General features: G+C 59.2%; 14 protein-coding genes and 1 pseudogene. 5 read left to right on the top strand and 10 right to left on the bottom strand.

Annotation, left to right across the window (positions count from 1 at the left end):
* Window positions 1-19 precede the first annotated feature (19 nt).
* Genes BFW87_RS05195 through BFW87_RS05170 form a run of 6 tightly spaced genes read right to left on the bottom strand, consistent with a single transcriptional unit; the run spans window position 20 to window position 6,690 of the window.
* The gene (locus BFW87_RS05195; RefSeq protein ID WP_078738886.1) at window positions 20-1,351 is read right to left on the bottom strand and encodes a DUF58 domain-containing protein; all 1,332 of its coding nucleotides are present in this window, start codon (window positions 1,349-1,351) and stop codon (window positions 20-22) included.
* Window positions 1,352-1,358: 7 nt separating this feature from the next.
* Window positions 1,359-2,354, bottom strand: coding sequence for an AAA family ATPase (locus BFW87_RS05190; RefSeq protein WP_078738885.1), 996 nt, complete (start codon window positions 2,352-2,354; stop codon window positions 1,359-1,361).
* The gene (locus tag BFW87_RS05185; RefSeq protein ID WP_078738884.1) at window positions 2,351-3,508 is read right to left on the bottom strand and encodes a DUF4350 domain-containing protein; all 1,158 of its coding nucleotides are present in this window, start codon (window positions 3,506-3,508) and stop codon (window positions 2,351-2,353) included. The genes BFW87_RS05190 and BFW87_RS05185 overlap by 4 nt, the downstream gene beginning before the upstream one ends.
* Window positions 3,505-5,034, bottom strand: a complete 1,530-nt coding sequence (locus BFW87_RS05180) for a DUF4129 domain-containing protein (RefSeq protein ID WP_078738914.1) — start codon at window positions 5,032-5,034, stop codon at window positions 3,505-3,507. The genes BFW87_RS05185 and BFW87_RS05180 overlap by 4 nt, the downstream gene beginning before the upstream one ends.
* On the bottom strand, window positions 5,021-6,001 hold the full coding sequence (locus tag BFW87_RS05175) for a stage II sporulation protein M (protein ID WP_078738883.1): 981 nt from the start codon (window positions 5,999-6,001) through the stop codon (window positions 5,021-5,023). Before BFW87_RS05175 ends, BFW87_RS05180 begins: the two co-directional genes overlap by 14 nt.
* The gene (locus BFW87_RS05170) at window positions 5,998-6,690 is read right to left on the bottom strand and encodes an RDD family protein (RefSeq protein ID WP_078738882.1); all 693 of its coding nucleotides are present in this window, start codon (window positions 6,688-6,690) and stop codon (window positions 5,998-6,000) included. The genes BFW87_RS05175 and BFW87_RS05170 overlap by 4 nt, the downstream gene beginning before the upstream one ends.
* A gap of 166 nt (window positions 6,691-6,856) precedes the next feature.
* On the opposite strand from BFW87_RS05170, the gene sbcB reads away from it, so the two are divergent.
* Entirely contained in the window at window positions 6,857-8,284 is a 1,428-nt protein-coding gene (gene sbcB / locus BFW87_RS05165) for an exodeoxyribonuclease I (RefSeq protein WP_078738881.1), read from the top strand.
* Between the two features lie 90 nt (window positions 8,285-8,374).
* On the opposite strand, the gene mvaT is transcribed toward sbcB, so the two are convergent.
* Window positions 8,375-8,749 (bottom strand): histone-like nucleoid-structuring protein MvaT, encoded by a 375-nt coding sequence (gene mvaT, locus BFW87_RS05160; protein WP_005790963.1) that lies wholly within the window; start codon window positions 8,747-8,749, stop codon window positions 8,375-8,377.
* A 349-nt stretch (window positions 8,750-9,098) separates the two neighbouring features.
* Between mvaT and purU the strand changes: the two genes are divergently transcribed.
* Window positions 9,099-9,947 carry a formyltetrahydrofolate deformylase gene (purU, locus tag BFW87_RS05155; protein ID WP_078738880.1) on the top strand — a complete coding sequence of 283 codons (849 nt, stop codon included), beginning with the start codon at window positions 9,099-9,101 and terminating at the stop codon, window positions 9,945-9,947.
* 88 nt (window positions 9,948-10,035) lie between these two features.
* Window positions 10,036-10,200: a hypothetical protein gene (locus tag BFW87_RS31950; RefSeq protein WP_176159711.1), complete on the top strand. Its 165-nt coding sequence runs from the start codon at window positions 10,036-10,038 to the stop codon at window positions 10,198-10,200.
* A gap of 5 nt (window positions 10,201-10,205) precedes the next feature.
* On the opposite strand, the gene BFW87_RS32560 is transcribed toward BFW87_RS31950, so the two are convergent.
* Complete coding sequence (locus tag BFW87_RS32560; RefSeq protein ID WP_439848375.1) at window positions 10,206-10,970, bottom strand: methyl-accepting chemotaxis protein; 765 nt, start codon at window positions 10,968-10,970, stop codon at window positions 10,206-10,208.
* Window positions 10,971-11,063: 93 nt separating this feature from the next.
* Window positions 11,064-12,098: pseudogene (locus tag BFW87_RS32555) on the bottom strand (HAMP domain-containing protein); the annotation flags it as partial.
* Between the two features lie 193 nt (window positions 12,099-12,291).
* Here BFW87_RS32555 and BFW87_RS05145 point away from each other — a divergent pair.
* Complete coding sequence (locus BFW87_RS05145) at window positions 12,292-13,770, top strand: helicase HerA-like domain-containing protein (RefSeq protein WP_078738878.1); 1,479 nt, start codon at window positions 12,292-12,294, stop codon at window positions 13,768-13,770.
* Window positions 13,771-13,774: 4 nt separating this feature from the next.
* Here the strand turns inward: BFW87_RS05145 and BFW87_RS05140 are convergent, their stop codons facing one another.
* Window positions 13,775-14,230 carry a DUF721 domain-containing protein gene (locus BFW87_RS05140; protein ID WP_078738877.1) on the bottom strand — a complete coding sequence of 152 codons (456 nt, stop codon included), beginning with the start codon at window positions 14,228-14,230 and terminating at the stop codon, window positions 13,775-13,777.
* Between the two features lie 305 nt (window positions 14,231-14,535).
* On the opposite strand from BFW87_RS05140, the gene secA reads away from it, so the two are divergent.
* Window positions 14,536-17,271, top strand: a complete 2,736-nt coding sequence (gene secA, locus BFW87_RS05135) for a preprotein translocase subunit SecA (protein ID WP_078738876.1) — start codon at window positions 14,536-14,538, stop codon at window positions 17,269-17,271.
* The last annotated feature ends 66 nt before the right edge of the window (window positions 17,272-17,337 follow it).

Here is a 17,337-nt window from a genome sequence, read left to right as displayed (position 1 = left end):
CCATGGTCCGATGCTGACTTCAGAAGACCCCGGCCTTTTTCCAGCCCAGGTAGCGCGTAACCAGTTCAGCTCCCAGTTGCGAAGGTGAAGTGTCCACTACCGCCAACCCCTGCGCGTTCAGCCGGTCAAGGAGTTCGTTACGCGCATTGAGGTGGTCCACCGTGCCGCTGTAGACCAAAGCCTCAGGCAACGTCTGCACGGGGGCCTGGCGCAATTGATCAAGAACCTCTTCCCGCAGGCTGGCCACCAGAACCCGGTGTTGCCGGCTGATCCGCTTGACCGCGGTCATCAGCGCCTCATCGTCTTCATCTCGCAGATTAGTCACCACGATGACCAGCGCACGACGTTTTTGCCGTGCCAGCAACTGGCTCGCGGCGGCTTCGTAGTCGGCTGTTCGGCGGGTTGTATCGAGGTCGTATACCGCATTGAGCAGCAGGTTCAATTGCCCACTACCCTTGACCGGCGCCAGGTAACGCGCCTGGTCACTGGCGAATGTGCACAGGCCCACGGCGTCGCCCTGGCGAAGTGCGACATAACTGAGCAGCAGGCAGGCATTGAGCGCGTGGTCGAAATGCGACAGTTCGCCATCCTGGCTGCGCATGCGCCGGCCACAATCGAGCATGAACACAATTTGCTGGTCACGCTCGTCCTGATATTCCCGGGCAATGGGCGTGCGTTGGCGTGCAGTGGCTTTCCAATCGATTTGGCGCAGGCTATCGCCTTCACGAAACTCACGCAGTTGATGGAACTCCAGACCCAGCCCTCTGCGCTGGCGTTGACGTACCCCAAGCTGGCTCAGCCAGTTATCCACCCCCAGCAGTTGTGCGCCGTACAAACGGGCGAAATCCGGGTAGACGCGTGTGGCATCAGGCGCATGTACAAATCTTCGCGCGGACCACAATCCAAAGGGGCTCGGCAGGTGAATCTCGCAGCGACTGAAGCTGAAGTGCCCGCGACGCAGAGGACGCAGGCGGTAGCCCATGTCACTGCGTTCGCCAGGGCGCAGCTCAACGGTTTGAGGCAGATTTTCCAGGCTGAGGCCGTCAGGCACGTGATCGAACACCCTCACGGTGACCGGCTGCGAGTAACTGTGCGTCAGCATCAGGCGTATCTCGCCCCAGCGACCGAGTGCCAGGCTGCCGGGCATTTGCCGTTGAACCTGAACCGAGGGGCGGCGAAGCAGGCGCACGGCGTCCAATACGGCCAACAACAACAGCGCGAGCAGCAAGCCCCAGGCTATCGAGTGCAGTGTGTCAGGCACGTTGAACTGCAACGCGGCAGCGGCGCCGAGCAAGATAGACAGGCCCAGCAGCACCCCCAGCCAGCTCAATAACAGTCGCGTCGGCTTCATGGACGGGTCACTGCCGGGGTGCCGGAATCTGGTCGAGCATTTGCTTGAGCACCTCGTCTACTTCCAGGCCGTCGATGTCCAGTTCCGGCGCGATGCGTACCCGATGACGCAGGACAGCCAGAGCGCAACCCTTGATGTCATCAGGGGTGACGAATTCGCCACCGCGCAGCAGTGCGCGAGCCCTGGCACCCCGTACCAGGTCGATGGAGGCCCGTGGACCTGCGCCGAGGGTTAGCCCGGGCCAGGTACGCGTGGTTCGGGCCAGACGCACGGCGTAGTCGAGTACCTGTTCGTCCAGAGCCAGCTCGCTGGCGACCTGCTGCAATTGCAGCACGTCCACTGCCTGCAACACGGTGCGCAGCGGGTGTACATCCAGCATGTCGGCCCGTGCTGAACGCGTCACTTCGCGCACCATGTCCAGCTCCTGCTGCGCCTCGGGGTAGCTCATGCGAACCTTGAGCATGAACCGGTCCAATTCCGCTTCGGGCAGTGGGTAAGTGCCTTCCTGTTCGATGGGGTTCTGGGTCGCCAGCACCATGAACGGCTGGCCGATGGGCAATGCCTCACCTTCAAGGGTGACTTGGCGCTCTTGCATGGCTTCCAGCAAGGCAGCCTGGGTCTTGGCCGGGGCGCGATTGATTTCGTCGGCCAGCAGCAGATGGGTAAAGATGGGGCCCTTGCGCAACTTGAATTGTTCGGTGTGCAAATCGTACACGGCATGCCCTGTGACATCGCTGGGCATGAGGTCCGGAGTGAACTGGATGCGCGCGAAGTCGCCCCCAAAACACCGCGCCAAAGCACGTACCAGCAGGGTTTTTCCCAGGCCGGGGACACCTTCAAGCAGAACGTGACCGCCTGCGATCAGTGCGGTGAGTACGTCGTCAATCACCGAGTCCTGACCGATCACCGCCTTGCGCAATTCAACGCGCAGCGCCTGGGCTTGCTGGCTGGCCTGTAGAAGGGTTTCGCGGGTTGGAGCAGTGTCTGCTGGAAAATCGCTCATAGGGCATTCCTGAGAGTTTGCAGGCACGCCACCTGACGGCTGAAATCGGCGCTGTTGAGCCGTTTTGCCGGGAGTGGGCCAAGGGCCTGGCGGATGACGTGAGGGGGTTGGTGCGTCAGGCGTTCGAGTACCTGCCACTGTTCAGCGGTGTCCAGATGTTCAAAGCCCGGGTGACGACGCCGGGCGGCGCGCTGGATATCGCGTTGCAATGCTTGCAACAGAGTGCCTTGGCCACTGCGACGCAACAGGAAGTGGGCGCTGGCCTGCAAATGCTCCTGCAACTGCCGACGAGCCTTGGGCGCCGGAGCCAGGATCGGCCCCTGGCGCATGCCCGCCTGCCAAAGTGCCAGACCAATCAGTGCAGCGAGCGCAACCAAAGCCTGTGGGTAGTAGCGCATCAACTGCGTCAGCAGATTGTCCACGTCGCTGTTGAACAGCAATGTCACGGCCGTGCCCTGGGTGAGGTACCACAGCAGCCAGGCATTATCGTGTTTGCCGATGCTCGGGGTTTTCCACAGGTCACTGTCGGTTACCACCGTGACAAAACCTTGACCGAGGTCGAGCTGCATCAAGTGACTGGACCTGGCGCTGTTGGCGGAAAACTGGACCAGGTGCTTGGGGTCGATGAGGTTGAAGTCGGTGTCGAAGTTGAAGTAAGCCGGAGCGGTTTCATTGTCGACATAGAGTTTGGTCAGGTCCGGCGCTTTCTTTTTGCGCGGTGAGGCCGGTTCGTCAACGTTATCGCTCAAGGCTTGATGAATGCCCAGCCGATCGAGCAGCAGGTCGCCACTTTTGCCTGTCTCTTCATCCCACAGTGCTTCGGCGACCACCAGCAGGTGGCCGCCGGATCTCGCCCAGTCCAGCAATTGCTCTACCTGGCGTGGGGTCATGTTGCTGCGTTCGCCCAGCAACAAGAGGCTATTGCCCTTGGGCGCAAGGTCGGTGAGTCGGTCAAGACCCTTGGCATGTTCAACGGTCAAGCCTTGCTGACGCAGGAAATACTCAGCCGCCAGATAGGGGTTCGCCCGGGCCTCTGGTGAGGGCCCGCGATCCACTACCTCGTCATACGGGATTGCCTTGTGCCAGGCATAAAAGGCGCCGGCTCCCAGCAGGCATGCGAGCAGCAGGCCCACCCAGACTAAAGGCCGGTTCATCGGGCCGACTCCGCAGGGAACAACGCACGCCAGTCACTGCATAGTTTTTGCTGGGCAGAGGACGGTGGCAGGCGATGGCCATAGGCGAGGTTCTGCCAATGGCGGGTCAGTTCGTCGCTGAATGCCAGCAAGTGTGGTTGTTGCAACTGGTGTACGCGCTCCAGGACCTGGCCCTCGGTGTCGGCACTTTTCAGCGGCAGGTTGAAGTCATGCAGTAGCCGGCTCAGCAGGCCGCGATATAACAAGCCCAGTGCCTCCCGTGGCTGGGTGAGCCAGAGTGTTTCGGCCGTTGCGGCGATATCCTCGGGTAATGTCTCGATACCCAACTCCAAACCGAACAGCTGGGTGGGAGCGGGTTTGGCGACCCTGGATTTGTGTTCCGCGCGCCGGCTGACAAAGGCTTGCAGCCAGCCACGGTAGTACCACACGAGCAAAGCCACACTTGCGATCAGCAGGCTCCACAGAAGAATTTCCAGGCCTTGGGCAACATGCTTGAAGGCATTGCTGTTGAAATTATCCAGCAACGCTTGTAGCCAGGCTGGCAATTTTCCGTCGCCGTGGGCTTTGCTTTGAGGGGCAGTTTTTTCATCGCCGAAGCGGTAGCGGGTGACGGTTTCCGGGTTTTTAAAGGGCGGTTGTTCCAGCTGCGCCTTGATCGATTGGCTGGCAGTTTGGGTGCTCAATTGTTTGGGGCTGTTGGACTCATCGGCCAATGCCTGCGGGCTGGCTTGTACCAAAAACAGCCCAACGCTAAGCAGCAACAACGTCGCGACGCTGCTCAGGCGTTGGCGCAGTCGACGGAACACCAGTTCCAGATCCCAGGCTTCCAGCACGGTGCGGCGGTTGAGATAAAGGCTGAAGCCGCAGGAGACGTAGACCGGTTCCCAAAACACCAGAATCAGGGCATAGAAGGTGTTGCTCAGATGTTCCAGCCATAAGCCTTCCGAGCCGGTCGAGAGTGCCAGTCGTTGCCAGTCCCAATCCAGCTCAATCTGCTCGGGAATGAACAGATAGAACAATGCCATGCAGCCAAACCACAGGCCTATTTCCACGTTGACACCGAGAATGGTCAACCAGCGCGCGGCACCGGCATTGCGCTGCAGCAGCACGCCGAGTCGTCTCTGGCGGGCTTGCCCATCCAGGCCCTCGAGTTGGCTGACCGGCAACACGAAGCTGCGGCTCAGGCTCAGTCGTCGCCAAGTCAGGCTTGCCAGCAGCTGGCTTTTAAGCAGGTGTGGCCAGTGACGTACGGCTTGTTTAACGCCGGGTGTTTCGCCGAACAGAGCCTTGGACAGGATATACAGCGGCAGGCGGTCGAACGCTGGCTTGAGCCACCAGAACAGGAACATCACCAGTGACGGATATTCCCAAAGCAGCGCAGTGAGCAAAGCAAACACCGGCAAGCTCACCCATGCCCAGGCGCTCATCAACAACAGGCGATGTTCGCGGGCCATGAGGACACCGAGGTCCATGGCTTCCCAGGTTGTGCGGGGGCGAATCACCACACTCGCATCACTCAGGCGCATGGCGAGTCCGTCCGGCGAGAATCAGGTAAGCGGCCACCAGCAGCCAGAGCGCCGCGCCCACCAGGTATTTGATCCATGGAGCAAGGCTTGTGGTGGAAGACCAGTAGGCTTCGATAAACGCGGCAATCAGCAGGAATGCCATGACTCCGCAGAGCATTTGCACGCTCTTGCGGGCGGCCAATCGCAGGGACTCGCTGCGAGCCAATGGCCCTGGAGCAATCAGCGCCCAGCCCAGTTGCAAACCCGCCGCGCCTGCGAGGGCGATGGCGGTCAGTTCGAAGGCGCCGTGGCCAATGACAAACGACCAGAAGGTCTGGCCATAGCCGATACCGGTCAAGTGACCGGAGATTGCCCCAATGATCAACCCGTTGAATATCAGAAAGAACACGCTGCCCAGGCCGAACAGCAAACCGGCGGCAAAGGTCTGGAAGGCGATGCCGATGTTGTGCATCACGTAGTAGCCAAACATCATCCAGTCTTCGCTGGATGCGCGATCGGCGGCGCGACCCAGGCGGCTGGCATCGGGGTCGTACATGCTTTGCATCTCGGCGACTTGCTGGGGGCTGACGATGCTGTAGATCAGGTCCGGAAACAGGTAGACCAGCAGGGCTATGCCCGCCAGGCTGCCAAAAAACAGCACGCTGGCGATCAGCACAAAGCGCCACTGCTCGCGCACCAGTCGAGGAAAACCGGCCAGTACAAAACTCAGCACGTTGGCACCCAATTGGCTGCGGTGGCGATAGAGCTGTTGATGACCGCGCAAGGCCAGCTGTTGCAGAGGGTCTACCAGATAGCTGCTGTAGCCGCGCTCCTGAGCCAGGGCCAGTTGCTGGCACAAACGTCGGTAGTGATGAGGAAATTGCGCCATGTCACCTGCCTTGGCTTTGCCTTGCTCCAACTGCTTCAGTTGTTCGGCAAAGGCCTGCCATTCGGGCTGGTGACGGCTTTCGAACAGGCTCTGTTTCATGTCGGCCCCAACAATCCACGGGCCACGCCGTTGAGTTGTTCCGCCGCCCGGGCCGGAGACACTTTCAGCGGTGAGGCGAGGATTGCGGCCAGTTCATGCACTCGCTCGGCAGACAATTCGCCTTGGCGCTCGGCGAAACCGAGGATGGCGCGCTGTTCGCTCAGGTCCAGGGCGAAGGGCAGACGCAATGCGGTTGCCTGGGGTATCTGCGGGCGAGCCACTGGCAGTTCGCGGTAAATCACCAGGGTTCCGGCTGCCAGGTCGCCCAGCCGTTTGAAATGGGGGTGTTGCAGGCAACTGATGGCGCCGAGGAAGTAGCCGAAGGGCAGCATGTCGACAAAACGCAGCAGGTTACGGGTCAGCGATGCGGACCAGCCGACCGGTGTGCCGTCGTCCTGAATGACCCGAAGGCCCATCACCTGTTTGCCTGGAGAGCAGCCCTGATTGAGGACTTCGAACAGCACCATGTACCACCAGCTGACCAGGAACAGCAGCAATGAACCGAGGCCGATACCAATATTGCCCAGCAGGGCCAGTGGCACCAGCAGAATGCCCATGATCAACCCGCGCACGCCCAGGTCGAAAGCAAAGGCCAGCACGCGGGGCAGCAAGCCCGCGGGGCGCAAGGGCAGGTCAATGCCCTCCGGGGTTTCGATCTGGTAACGGGTGTCCAAAGGAGCTGATGGCATTGCGATCCCTGGCAGTGCGAAGCGGCTGTGAGACACGGATGCTAGCAGTGTCACCGGTGGAAGCAACCACTCAAGGTTTTGCTGGATGTTTGTACAGTAAGGTATCGCTGGCCGCAGACGCCCCACAGCGCCTAGACTTTGTCGATCTTCAGCACAGGAACAGCCCGTGACCACCATTTTCTGGTACGACTATGAAACCACCGGCATCAACCCGCGCAGCGATCGTCCGCTGCAGGTCGCCGGTATTCCTACCGACCTCGACCTCAACGAGGTCGGCCCGCCGGTCAACCTTTATTGCCGGCCCAGCGACGATATCCTGCCTCATCCGGCCGCGTGCGCGATCACCGGCATCACCCCCGCCGTTCTCGCGGAAAAGGGCCTGGCCGAAGCCGATTTCATGACCCGGGTACATGCCGAACTGGCTGCGCCGGGTACCTGTGGTGCCGGTTACAACACCCTGCGCTTTGACGACGAGATGACGCGATACAGCCTGTATCGCAACTTTTTTGACCCTTACGCCCGTGAGTGGCAGGGCGGTAACAGCCGCTGGGACTTGATTGATGTGGTGCGCACTGCTTATGCGTTGCGTCCTGAGGGGATTGTCTGGCCTGAACAGGACGGGCGCGTCACCCTCAAGCTTGAGCGCTTGACCGAGGCCAACGGAATTGACCATGGCCAGGCTCACGATGCCTTGTCCGACGTGCGTGCCACCATTGCCTTGGCGCGTCTGGTCCGCGAGAAACAACCCAAGCTGTATGAGTGGCTGTTTCAACTGCGCAGCAAACAAAAGGTCATGGATCAGGTGCGCCTGCTGCAACCGATGGTGCACATCTCCGGGCGTTTTTCCGCGGCGCGTCATTACCTGGGTGTGGTGCTGCCCCTGGCCTGGCATCCGCGCAATCGCAATGCGTTGATCGTATGTGATCTGGGGGTCGACCCTCAGGCGTTGCTGGATCTGGACGCCGATACGCTGCGCAGGCGCCTTTACACGCGCAGGGATGAACTGGCCGAAGGTGAACTGCCGGTGCCACTCAAGTTGCTGCATATCAATCGATGCCCGGTCGTCGCTCCCTTAAACGTGCTGCGGGCGCAAGACCGTGAACGGCTTCAGTTGGATATGGATGTCTGTCAGGCACGGGCGCTGCGGCTAACTGACGCACAGGAAGTTTGGCGTGACAAGTTGGCAGCCATTTACGCCGAAGAAGATTTTACGCCGAGTAACGACCCTGAGCAGCAGCTCTACGACGGTTTTATCGGTGACCGCGACCGTCGTTTATGTGAACAAGTCCGCACGGCGGAACCTGCGGATTTAGCGCGTCTGCAGTGGCCGTTTGATGATCATCGTTTGCCGGAATTATTATTTCGCTATCGTGCCCGCAACTTTGCCGACACCTTGAACAACGAGGAGCAACAGCGCTGGAAACTTTTCTGCCAGCAACGTTTGTCGAGTCCGGAGTGGGGGGCGCCGAATACCCTTGAGGCATTTAAGCAGGCGCGTGAGGAGTTGGCTGTTAGTGCTACATCGTTTCAGTGCCAGGTGCTGGATCAATGGCAAGCATATGCTGACGCTTTAGCAGCTCGCCTGGATCTGTAATCAGGCAGTTGCAGACTATTCGGACAATAAAAAACGCCAGCAAGCTGGCGTTTTTTATGTGTAACGTATCAGGCGCATACCTGGCAAAGCTTAGCCCAGCAGGGTAGCCCAACCTTCAACTACGTCGCCGCCCCACTTGGCTTTCCACTCTTTCAGAGTTTTGTGATTGCCACCTTTGGTTTCAATCACTTCACCGTTATGCGGGTTCTTGTATTGCTTGACCTTGCGGGCACGCTTGGTGCCGGTAGTTTTCACAGCGCCGCGCGGTGCTTTAACTTTCGATTCCGGATCCAGCAGCGCGATGATGTCACGCAGGGATTTGGAGTATTCACCCATCAGGGTGCGCAGTTTGCCTTCAAATTCCAGCTCGGTTTGCAGCTTGTCGTCTTGGGACAGGTTCTTCAAACGGGCTTGCAGCTCTTTGATAGCTTCTTCGGTGGCGCGGTATTCGTTGATCAGAGACATGTGGACTACCTTATGTAGAGCGCTGATTGACAGGGGAAGTGACTCAATAATAGTCAGGCAAATTCCCCAAGTAAACATTTAAGGATGCATTTAGGTAAATTACGTTGAATGTTTGTGGCAACGCTGTGCAATCGAGTTAATTAGTAGGTGGTATGCCTAAAGATTATTTCGCTTATTTTCGATAACTGACCTGATGTGCCGCTTTACGGTCATCTAGTGGTGGTAAACCCTTACGCTATTAAGGGAGGTAGGCGCGGGGCGCGAACAGAATAAGCCGCAATGAATACTGCAGTTTTTCTGCGCAATCGCTAGAATGGCGGCCTTTGCGAAGTTCTGGAGTTTTCCCCTAATGCGCACTTTTCGGCTGGTGATTGCTTGCCCGGACCGGGTTGGCATCGTTGCCAAAGTCAGTAACTTTCTGGCCTCCCATAACGGCTGGATCACCGAGGCGAGCCATCACTCGGACGATCTCAGCGGTTGGTTTTTCATGCGTCACGAAATCCGTGCCGATACGCTGCCCTTTGGTCTTGAAGCCTTCCGCGAGGCGTTTGCGCCAATCGCCGAAGAGTTTTCGATGACCTGGCATATCTCCGACACCGAGCAGAAAAAGCGCGTGGTGCTGATGGCCAGTCGTGAGTCCCATTGCCTGGCCGACCTGTTGCACCGCTGGCACAGCGACGAGCTCGACTGCGAGATCGCGTGTGTGATTTCCAACCATGATGACCTGCGCAGCATGGTCGAGTGGCATGGCATTCCTTATTACCACGTGCCGGTCAACCCGCAGGACAAGGAGCCTGCCTTTGCCGAAGTCTCCCGCCTGGTCAAGCAGCACGAGGCCGACGTGGTGGTGCTGGCGCGCTACATGCAAATTCTGCCGCCGGAACTGTGCCGCGAATACGCTGGCAAGGTGATCAATATTCACCACAGCTTCCTGCCCTCGTTTGTCGGGGCCAAGCCTTACCACCAGGCGTCTCTGCGGGGTGTGAAGCTGATCGGCGCGACCTGCCATTACGTCACCGAAGAACTGGACGCCGGCCCGATCATCGAGCAGGACGTGGTGCGCGTCAGCCACAGCGACAGCATTGAAGACATGGTGCGTTTCGGCCGTGACGTCGAGAAGATGGTGCTGGCCCGTGGCCTGCGTTATCACCTGGAAGATCGCGTGCTGGTGCACGGCAACAAAACCGTGGTGTTCTGATACCGACGGCATTTGATTGATCAAAAAAGGGCCTGGGCGTTAAATCGTCCCAGGCCCTTTTTCATTGTTTGCTATTGAGGATTGAACGATGAGCGACCCTCTGGACAAAGCCACCTCCAAAGCCCCGGCAACCCTGGGGGAGGGCTGCTTGAGCCGGTTTGACCCGGATGACCTTGATGCTGAGGACGGCACCGAGTTTCCGGGTGCCGCCGAGCTTTGGGAGCAAGAGAAGGGCCCGTCCGAGCACGAGTGAGGGGATCAGATCCGGAAACTGCCCACTAACTGCTTCAAGCGCGACGCCTGTTGTTCCAGGTCGGTACAGGCGCGCAGGGTTGATTGCAGGTTTTCCACACCCTCCTGATTGAGGGTGTTGATCTCGGTGATGTCCATGTTGATCGACTCCACCACGGAGGTCTGTTCCTCGGTGGCGGTGGCAACCGACTGGTTCATGCCGTCGATCTCGCCGATGCGCTGGGTCACGCTGTTCAGGCGTTCCCCCGCCAAGTTGGCGATGTCCACGCTTTCCAGGCTGTGGCGTTGGCTCTCACTCATGGTGCTGACCGATTCCCGTGCGCCGACTTGCAGCTCTTCGATCATCTTCTGAACTTGCTGCGCCGATTCCTGAGTGCGATGCGCCAGGTTGCGTACCTCATCGGCCACCACCGCAAAACCGCGCCCGGCTTCCCCGGCGCGGGCGGCTTCGATCGCAGCGTTCAGCGCCAGCAGGTTGGTTTGCTGGGAGATGCTGGTGATCACTTCAAGAATCTGCCCGATATTCACCGTCTTGCTATTGAGCGCTTCGATATTGCTGCTGGACGCGCTGATCATCTGAGACAGCTGGTTCATCGCCTTGATATTGCGCTCCACCACCTGCTGGCCATCCTCCGCCAACTGCCGCGCGTCGCTGGCCTGGTGCGAGGCTTGTGCCGCATTGCGCGCGATTTCCTGGGCGGCGGCGCCCAATTCATTGATCGCAGCGGCCACGCTGTTGGTGCGGTTGGCCTGTTCGTCGGAATTGACCATCGAAGAGTTGGAGGCGCTGACCACGCGCAGGGCAACCTCGTTGACCTGTTGGGTGGCGGAGGATACTTCGCGAATCGACGTATGAATCCGCTCCACGAAACGGTTGAACGCATTTCCCAGCGTGCCGAATTCATCGTGGTTCTGGATGGTCAGGCGGCGCGTCAGGTCGCCTTCGCCGTCGGCGATGTCCTGCATGGCGCGCGTCATCACGTGCAAGGGTTGCAGGAGTACACGGATCAGCATGCCCAGCAGCGCGATGATAATCACCACGGCAATCAGCGTGGCGATCACTGCCGAGGTGCGAAATTGGCTGAGCATGGCGAAGGACTTGTCTTTATCTACCGAAATGCCCAGGTACCATTTTACCGACGGCAGGCCTTTGATCGGGGTAAAGGTCACGATGTTGTCTCTGCCGTTGGCTTCGACTTCGCTGAAGCCACCGCTGATTTTCGGTGTGTTTTTCGGATACACATCCGCCAACGTCTTCATCACCAGACTCTTGTCCGGGTGTACCAGCACTTTGCCGTCGGCACTGACCAGGAACGCATAGCCCATGCCACCGAAGTTCAGTGCACCGATGTTATCCACAAGGGTTTGCAGGCTCAGGTCACCGCCCACCACGCCGACGCTCTGGCCGGATTTGGTCGCGCTGGGCGTGGCGATGGAAATGATCAACTGCCCGGTGGCGGCGTCGATATAAGGTTCGGTCAACGTTGAGCCGTTGCTGCTCTGCGCGCCGGTGTACCAAGGGCGAACGCGAGGGTCGAAGCCGTCGGGCATCTTGGTGTCGGGGCGAATGGTGAAGGCACCTTTGCTGTCGCCCACGTAGGTCGCCATGAACGAGGACGTCAGGGCTTTCTGTTCCAGCAGGGTTGCCGCCGCGCTGGTTTCTGGGTTGATGGCGATGTTTTGTGCTGCGTTTTCCACCAGGGCAATGCGCCCGGTGAGCCAGGTTTGAATATTGCTGGCGGTGACATCGCCCATTTCGTGCAGGTAATTATTGAGGTCGTCGCGGATCGCGTTGCGTTGCAGGTAGTCGTTGTAGAGGGTAAACAGTGCGAAGGCGGCGATGACGATAAGGGAGGCTGCAAGCAGGATTTTGTGGCTGAAGCGCAGATTTTTATTCATGGCCTGTAGGGTCCGCTAAGGTCTTAATATCCGAAGCGCGTCCTTGTGGGATGCGCAACATGGCAGCGTCAAAAAAGGTGTGATACTTCTCGTTTGTCCCTGTAGGAACTATCTGACCTATTTTTAGACTTTGTGGGTCTCACATCTGTCTGTATCGACCTGGTGTCATTAAAGCTTAACCATAGGTGACGAAATGCCTGACTCCACGCAACTCCTTATCGGCGCCGGTCTCGACGGCCAGCCCATCGCCCAGGCCATGCGCCTGGCCAACCGTCACGGGTTGATTGCCGGCGCCACAGGCACGGGCAAAACCGTCACCTTGCAGCGTCTGGCGGAGGCGTTCAGCGATGCGGGTGTGGCGGTGTTCGCGGCCGACATCAAAGGTGACCTTTGTGGCCTGGGTGCTGCGGCCAACCCTCAGGGCAAGGTGGCCGAACGCATCGCGGGCATGCCCTTCCTTAATTACACGGCGAAGGCTTATCCGGTAACCCTGTGGGATATCCACGGGCAATCCGGTCATCCATTGCGCACCACCATCAGTGAAATGGGCCCTTTATTGCTCGGCGCACTGCTGGAACTCACCGACAGCCAGCAATCGGCGCTGTACGCGACGTTCAAAGTGGCGGACCGCGAAGGCCTGTTGCTGCTGGACCTCAAGGACCTCAAGGCTCTGCTCAACCATCTGCGTTATCACCCGGAGCTGCTGGGCGACGATGCCGCCTTGATGACCACCGGCTCCAGCCAGGCGTTGTTGCGGCGCTTGGCGGTGCTGGAACAGCAGGGCGCCGAAGCCCTGTTTGGCGAGCCGGCCTTGCAACTCGAAGATATCTTGCAACCCGCCGGCGATGGTCGTGGGCGCATCCATTTGCTCGACGCCAGCCGCCTGGTGCATGAGGCGCCCAAGGTCTATGCAACCTTCTTGCTGTGGCTGTTGGCCGAGCTGTTCGAGCAACTGCCGGAGCGTGGGGATGCCGACAAACCGCTGTTGGCGCTGTTTTTCGACGAGGCGCACTTGCTGTTCGCCGATACGCCCAAGGCGTTGCAGGATCGTCTGGAGCAAGTGGTGCGTCTGATTCGCTCTAAAGGCGTGGGTGTGTATTTCGTCACGCAATCGCCGGGGGATTTGCCTGACACGGTGTTGGCGCAACTGGGCTTGCGCATCCAGCACGGCTTGCGCGCTTTCACCACGAAAGAACAGAAATCCCTGAGGGCGGTGGCGGATGGTTTCCGACCTAATCCGGCTTTCGATGCGTTGTCGGTACTGACCGAACTGGGCACGGGTGAGGCGTTGGTGGGCACCCTGCAGGAAAAGGGCACGCCGGAAGTCGTCCAGCGCGTGCTGGTGGCGCCACCGCAATCGCGGATCGGGCCACTCAGTGAAGCCGAGCGCGCGGCATTGATCGCCAGTTCGCCATTGCTGGGCCGCTATGACAAGCCGATTGACCGCGAGTCTGCCTATGAAGTGCTGATGGCGCGCAAGGACCTCGGGCCGACCGAGGAAGCCAAACCGGCATCCGAGGAGCCGAGCTTCACCGACAAGGCGGGCGCATTTTTGGGGACTACGGCAGGCAAGGCACTCAAATCAGCCATGCAGCAGGCCGCCAATCAGATGGGTCGTCAACTGGTGCGTGGTCTGTTAGGTTCCTTGCTCGGCGGCAGCAAGCGCAAGTAGGCGGTCAGGTTTTGGGCCTGGCATGGGCGGCCAACCGCTCCAGCGCTGCGCGCAAACCTGGGTCGCTGATCCCGTCGGCCGTAGCCTGAATGGTTTCGGCCGCATTTTCCGAAAGGTCCATCGTGTGCCCGACCGCGCCTTGCTGCACGGTGGGCGGCTGCACCTTGAATTGAATGCGCGTCAAACTGGCAAACTCATCAAAGGCCATCAACTGCCGCTGCAGGCGTTTTTGTTGATAGCGCAAACGGGTCGCCCAATGGCCGTCGGTGACAATTAACAGCAAATTGCCTTCACGCCAGGACGCTACATGACAATGTTCACGTGCCGCCGGTTGCAGTTGGCTGTCGACCAGGCGTTGCAAATGGCCCAAGCGTTGCGCGTGGCCGAAGATGGCTTTCAACGGCTTGGCTTCGCGAAGCAACGCGCCGGGGGCGCGGGCTGTAAGAGGGCGAAATGCCATGTTTAGACACCTTAAGTAACAGAGCCGCCATCTTAGCAGAAAGCGTCTGTGTGCCCCCTGGCAAAGCGCTGACCGGGCTTGAGCCGTGAAATCAATAGGTAACTTCTGCGCTCCATGGGTTGAAGTTCCAGCAAAAGCCCTTATTTTAAACAGGCCCTCTCACAGCACCATGCCAGCATCGGGGAACAACGCCACTTTCCTCACCCACGAATCCGGGTAGAATGCGCGTTCGCATGCGGCCGTGAGGGCTGCTCGGGCCACTCACGGTGCGCCCTCCATCCCTATGTGTGGAAGAACCTGCCGATATGTTTGCGCCTTTGTTAAAGAAACTTTTTGGAAGCAAGAATGAGCGCGAAGTTAAACGCATGCTCAAGACGGTGCAGCTGGTCAATGCCTTCGAAGAGCAGATGGTTGCCCTTTCGGACGAGCAATTGCGCGCCAAGACCCAAGAGTTCAAGGCCCGCATAGCCAAAGGTGAATCCCTCGACAAGCTGCTTCCCGAAGCCTTTGCGGTCGCCCGTGAAGCCGGTAAGCGTGTGATGGGCATGCGCCACTTCGACGTCCAGTTGATCGGCGGCATGACCTTGCATGAAGGCATGATTGCCGAAATGCGTACCGGTGAAGGCAAGACCCTGGTAGCAACCCTGGGTGTTTACCTCAATGCATTGTCCGGCAAGGGCGTGCACGTTGTGACGGTGAACGACTACCTGGCCCGCCGGGACGCCAACTGGATGCGCCCGCTGTATGAATTCCTCGGCCTGACCGTCGGCGTGGTTACGCCGTTCCAGCCGCCGGAAGAGAAACGTCTGGCCTACGCTGCCGATATTACCTACGGCACCAACAACGAATTCGGTTTCGACTACCTGCGCGACAACATGGCGTTCAGCATGGAAGAAAAATTCCAGCGCGAACTCAACTTTGCCGTGATCGACGAAGTCGACTCCATCCTCATCGACGAAGCCCGTACCCCGCTGATCATCTCCGGCCAAGCCGAAGACAGCTCGCGCCTGTACACCGAGATCAACAAGTTGATCCCGCGTCTGGAGCAGCACATCGAGGAAGTGGAAGGCGTGGTGACCAAAGAAGGTCACTTCACCATCGACGAGAAGACCCGTCAGGTCGAGTTCAACGAAGCCGGTCACCAGTTTGTCGAAGAGATGCTGACCCAGATCGGCGAGCTGGCCGAAGGCGAAAGCCTGTACTCGGCACACAACCTGGGTCTGTTGACTCACGTGTATGCCGGCCTGCGTGCCCACAAGCTGTTCCATCGCAACGTTGAATACATCGTGCAGGACGGCCAGGTCGTGCTGGTCGACGAGCACACCGGTCGTACCATGCCGGGTCGTCGCCTGTCCGAAGGCCTGCACCAGGCCATCGAAGCCAAGGAACACCTCAACATCCAGGCCGAAAGCCAGACGTTGGCGTCTACCACCTTCCAGAACTACTTCCGTCTGTACAACAAACTGTCCGGCATGACCGGTACAGCCGACACCGAAGCGTTCGAATTCCACCAGATCTACAGCCTGGCCGTGATGGTGATTCCACCGAACAAGCCGCTGGCACGTAAAGACTTCAACGACCTGGTGTTCCTGACTGCCGAAGAGAAATACGCGGCAATCATCAACGACATCAAGGACGGCATGGCCCAGGGTCGTCCGATCCTGGTAGGTACTGCCACCATCGAAACGTCCGAGCACGTGTCCAACCTGCTCAATAAGGAAGGTATCGAGCACAAGGTACTGAACGCCAAGTTCCACGAAAAAGAAGCCGAGATCATTGCCCAGGCCGGTCGCCCAGGCGCACTCACCATCGCCACCAACATGGCCGGTCGTGGTACCGACATCCTGTTGGGCGGTAACTGGGAAGTGGAAGTCGCGGCACTGGAAAACCCGAGCCCTGAGCAGATCGCCCAGATCAAGGCCGACTGGCAGAAACGCCACCAGGCCGTGCTGGAATCCGGCGGCCTGCAGGTGATCGCTTCCGAGCGTCACGAATCGCGCCGTATCGACAACCAGTTGCGTGGTCGTGCCGGCCGTCAGGGTGACGCCGGTTCCAGCCGCTTCTACCTGTCGCTGGAAGACAGCCTGATGCGCATCTTCGCCTCTGACCGGGTGAAGAACTTCATGAAAGCGTTGGGCATGCAGTCCGGCGAAGCGATCGAGCACCGCATGGTGACCAACGCCATCGAGAAAGCGCAGCGCAAGGTTGAAGGCCGTAACTTCGACATTCGCAAGCAACTGCTTGAGTTCGATGACGTCAACAACGAACAGCGTAAAGTGATTTATCACATGCGTAACACGTTGCTGGCCGCTGACAACATTGGCGAGACCATCGCCGATTTCCGTCAGGACGTGCTCAACGCCACTGTCAGCGCACACATTCCGCCACAATCCCTGCCAGAGCAGTGGGATGTTGCCGGTCTGGAAGCCGCGTTGAAGAGCGACTTCGGTGTGGACTTGCCGGTTCAGCAATGGCTGGACGAAGACGACCACCTGTACGAAGAAACCCTGCGCGAAAAACTGATGACCGAGCTGCTGCTCGCGTACAACGAGAAAGAAGAGCAGGCGAGCGCCGAAGCGCTGCGCACCTTCGAGAAACAAATCGTACTGCGCGTGCTGGACGACCTGTGGAAAGACCACCTGTCGACCATGGACCACCTGCGTCACGGTATCCACTTGCGTGGCTACGCCCAGAAGAACCCGAAGCAGGAGTACAAGCGCGAGTCGTTCACGCTGTTCTCCGAACTGCTGGATTCGATCAAGCGCGACTCCATTCGCGTGCTGTCCCACGTTCAGGTGCGTCGCGAAGACCCGATCGAGGAGGAAGCTCGTCTGCGTCAGGAAGCCGAGGCACTGGCTGCGCGCATGCAGTTCCAGCACGACGAAGCGCCGGGTCTTGAGGCGCCGGAAGTGCTGGGCGAAGAGGTCGATGTGGCTCTGGCTCAGACGCCGGTTCGCAATGATCAGAAGCTGGGTCGTAACGAACTGTGCTGGTGCGGTTCGGGCAAGAAGTTCAAACACTGCCACGGCGAAATCAACTAAGATTTTTGCCTGACGCTGCAACACCCTGCGCCGCGACCGGCTTTTGCCGTCGCGGCGTTTTGCCAT

Source organism: Pseudomonas fluorescens (assembly GCF_002022275.1).
Classification (GTDB): domain Bacteria; phylum Pseudomonadota; class Gammaproteobacteria; order Pseudomonadales; family Pseudomonadaceae; genus Aquipseudomonas; species Aquipseudomonas fluorescens_AJ.
Note: the sequence above shows the minus strand (reverse complement) of the source record. Positions and strands in the feature narration are given on the sequence as shown.

What these genes read in the sequence shown, in the direction of transcription:
- BFW87_RS05195 (WP_078738886.1), bottom strand. Translation starts at nt 1,351, where the DNA reads ATGAAGCCGACGCGACTGTTATTGAGCTGGCTGGGGGTGCTGCTGGGC.
- BFW87_RS05190 (WP_078738885.1), bottom strand. Translation starts at nt 2,354, where the DNA reads ATGAGCGATTTTCCAGCAGACACTGCTCCAACCCGCGAAACCCTTCTA.
- BFW87_RS05185 (WP_078738884.1), bottom strand. Translation starts at nt 3,508, where the DNA reads ATGAACCGGCCTTTAGTCTGGGTGGGCCTGCTGCTCGCATGCCTGCTG.
- BFW87_RS05180 (WP_078738914.1), bottom strand. Translation starts at nt 5,034, where the DNA reads ATGCGCCTGAGTGATGCGAGTGTGGTGATTCGCCCCCGCACAACCTGG.
- BFW87_RS05175 (WP_078738883.1), bottom strand. Translation starts at nt 6,001, where the DNA reads ATGAAACAGAGCCTGTTCGAAAGCCGTCACCAGCCCGAATGGCAGGCC.
- BFW87_RS05170 (WP_078738882.1), bottom strand. Translation starts at nt 6,690, where the DNA reads ATGCCATCAGCTCCTTTGGACACCCGTTACCAGATCGAAACCCCGGAG.
- mvaT (WP_005790963.1), bottom strand. Translation starts at nt 8,749, where the DNA reads ATGTCTCTGATCAACGAATACCGCGCCACCGAAGAAGCTATCAAAGAG.
- purU (WP_078738880.1), top strand. Translation starts at nt 9,099, where the DNA reads ATGCGCACTTTTCGGCTGGTGATTGCTTGCCCGGACCGGGTTGGCATC.
- BFW87_RS31950 (WP_176159711.1), top strand. Translation starts at nt 10,036, where the DNA reads ATGAGCGACCCTCTGGACAAAGCCACCTCCAAAGCCCCGGCAACCCTG.
- BFW87_RS32560 (WP_439848375.1), bottom strand. Translation starts at nt 10,970, where the DNA reads ATGGTCAATTCCGACGAACAGGCCAACCGCACCAACAGCGTGGCCGCT.
- BFW87_RS05145 (WP_078738878.1), top strand. Translation starts at nt 12,292, where the DNA reads ATGCCTGACTCCACGCAACTCCTTATCGGCGCCGGTCTCGACGGCCAG.
- BFW87_RS05140 (WP_078738877.1), bottom strand. Translation starts at nt 14,230, where the DNA reads ATGGCATTTCGCCCTCTTACAGCCCGCGCCCCCGGCGCGTTGCTTCGC.
- secA (WP_078738876.1), top strand. Translation starts at nt 14,536, where the DNA reads ATGTTTGCGCCTTTGTTAAAGAAACTTTTTGGAAGCAAGAATGAGCGC.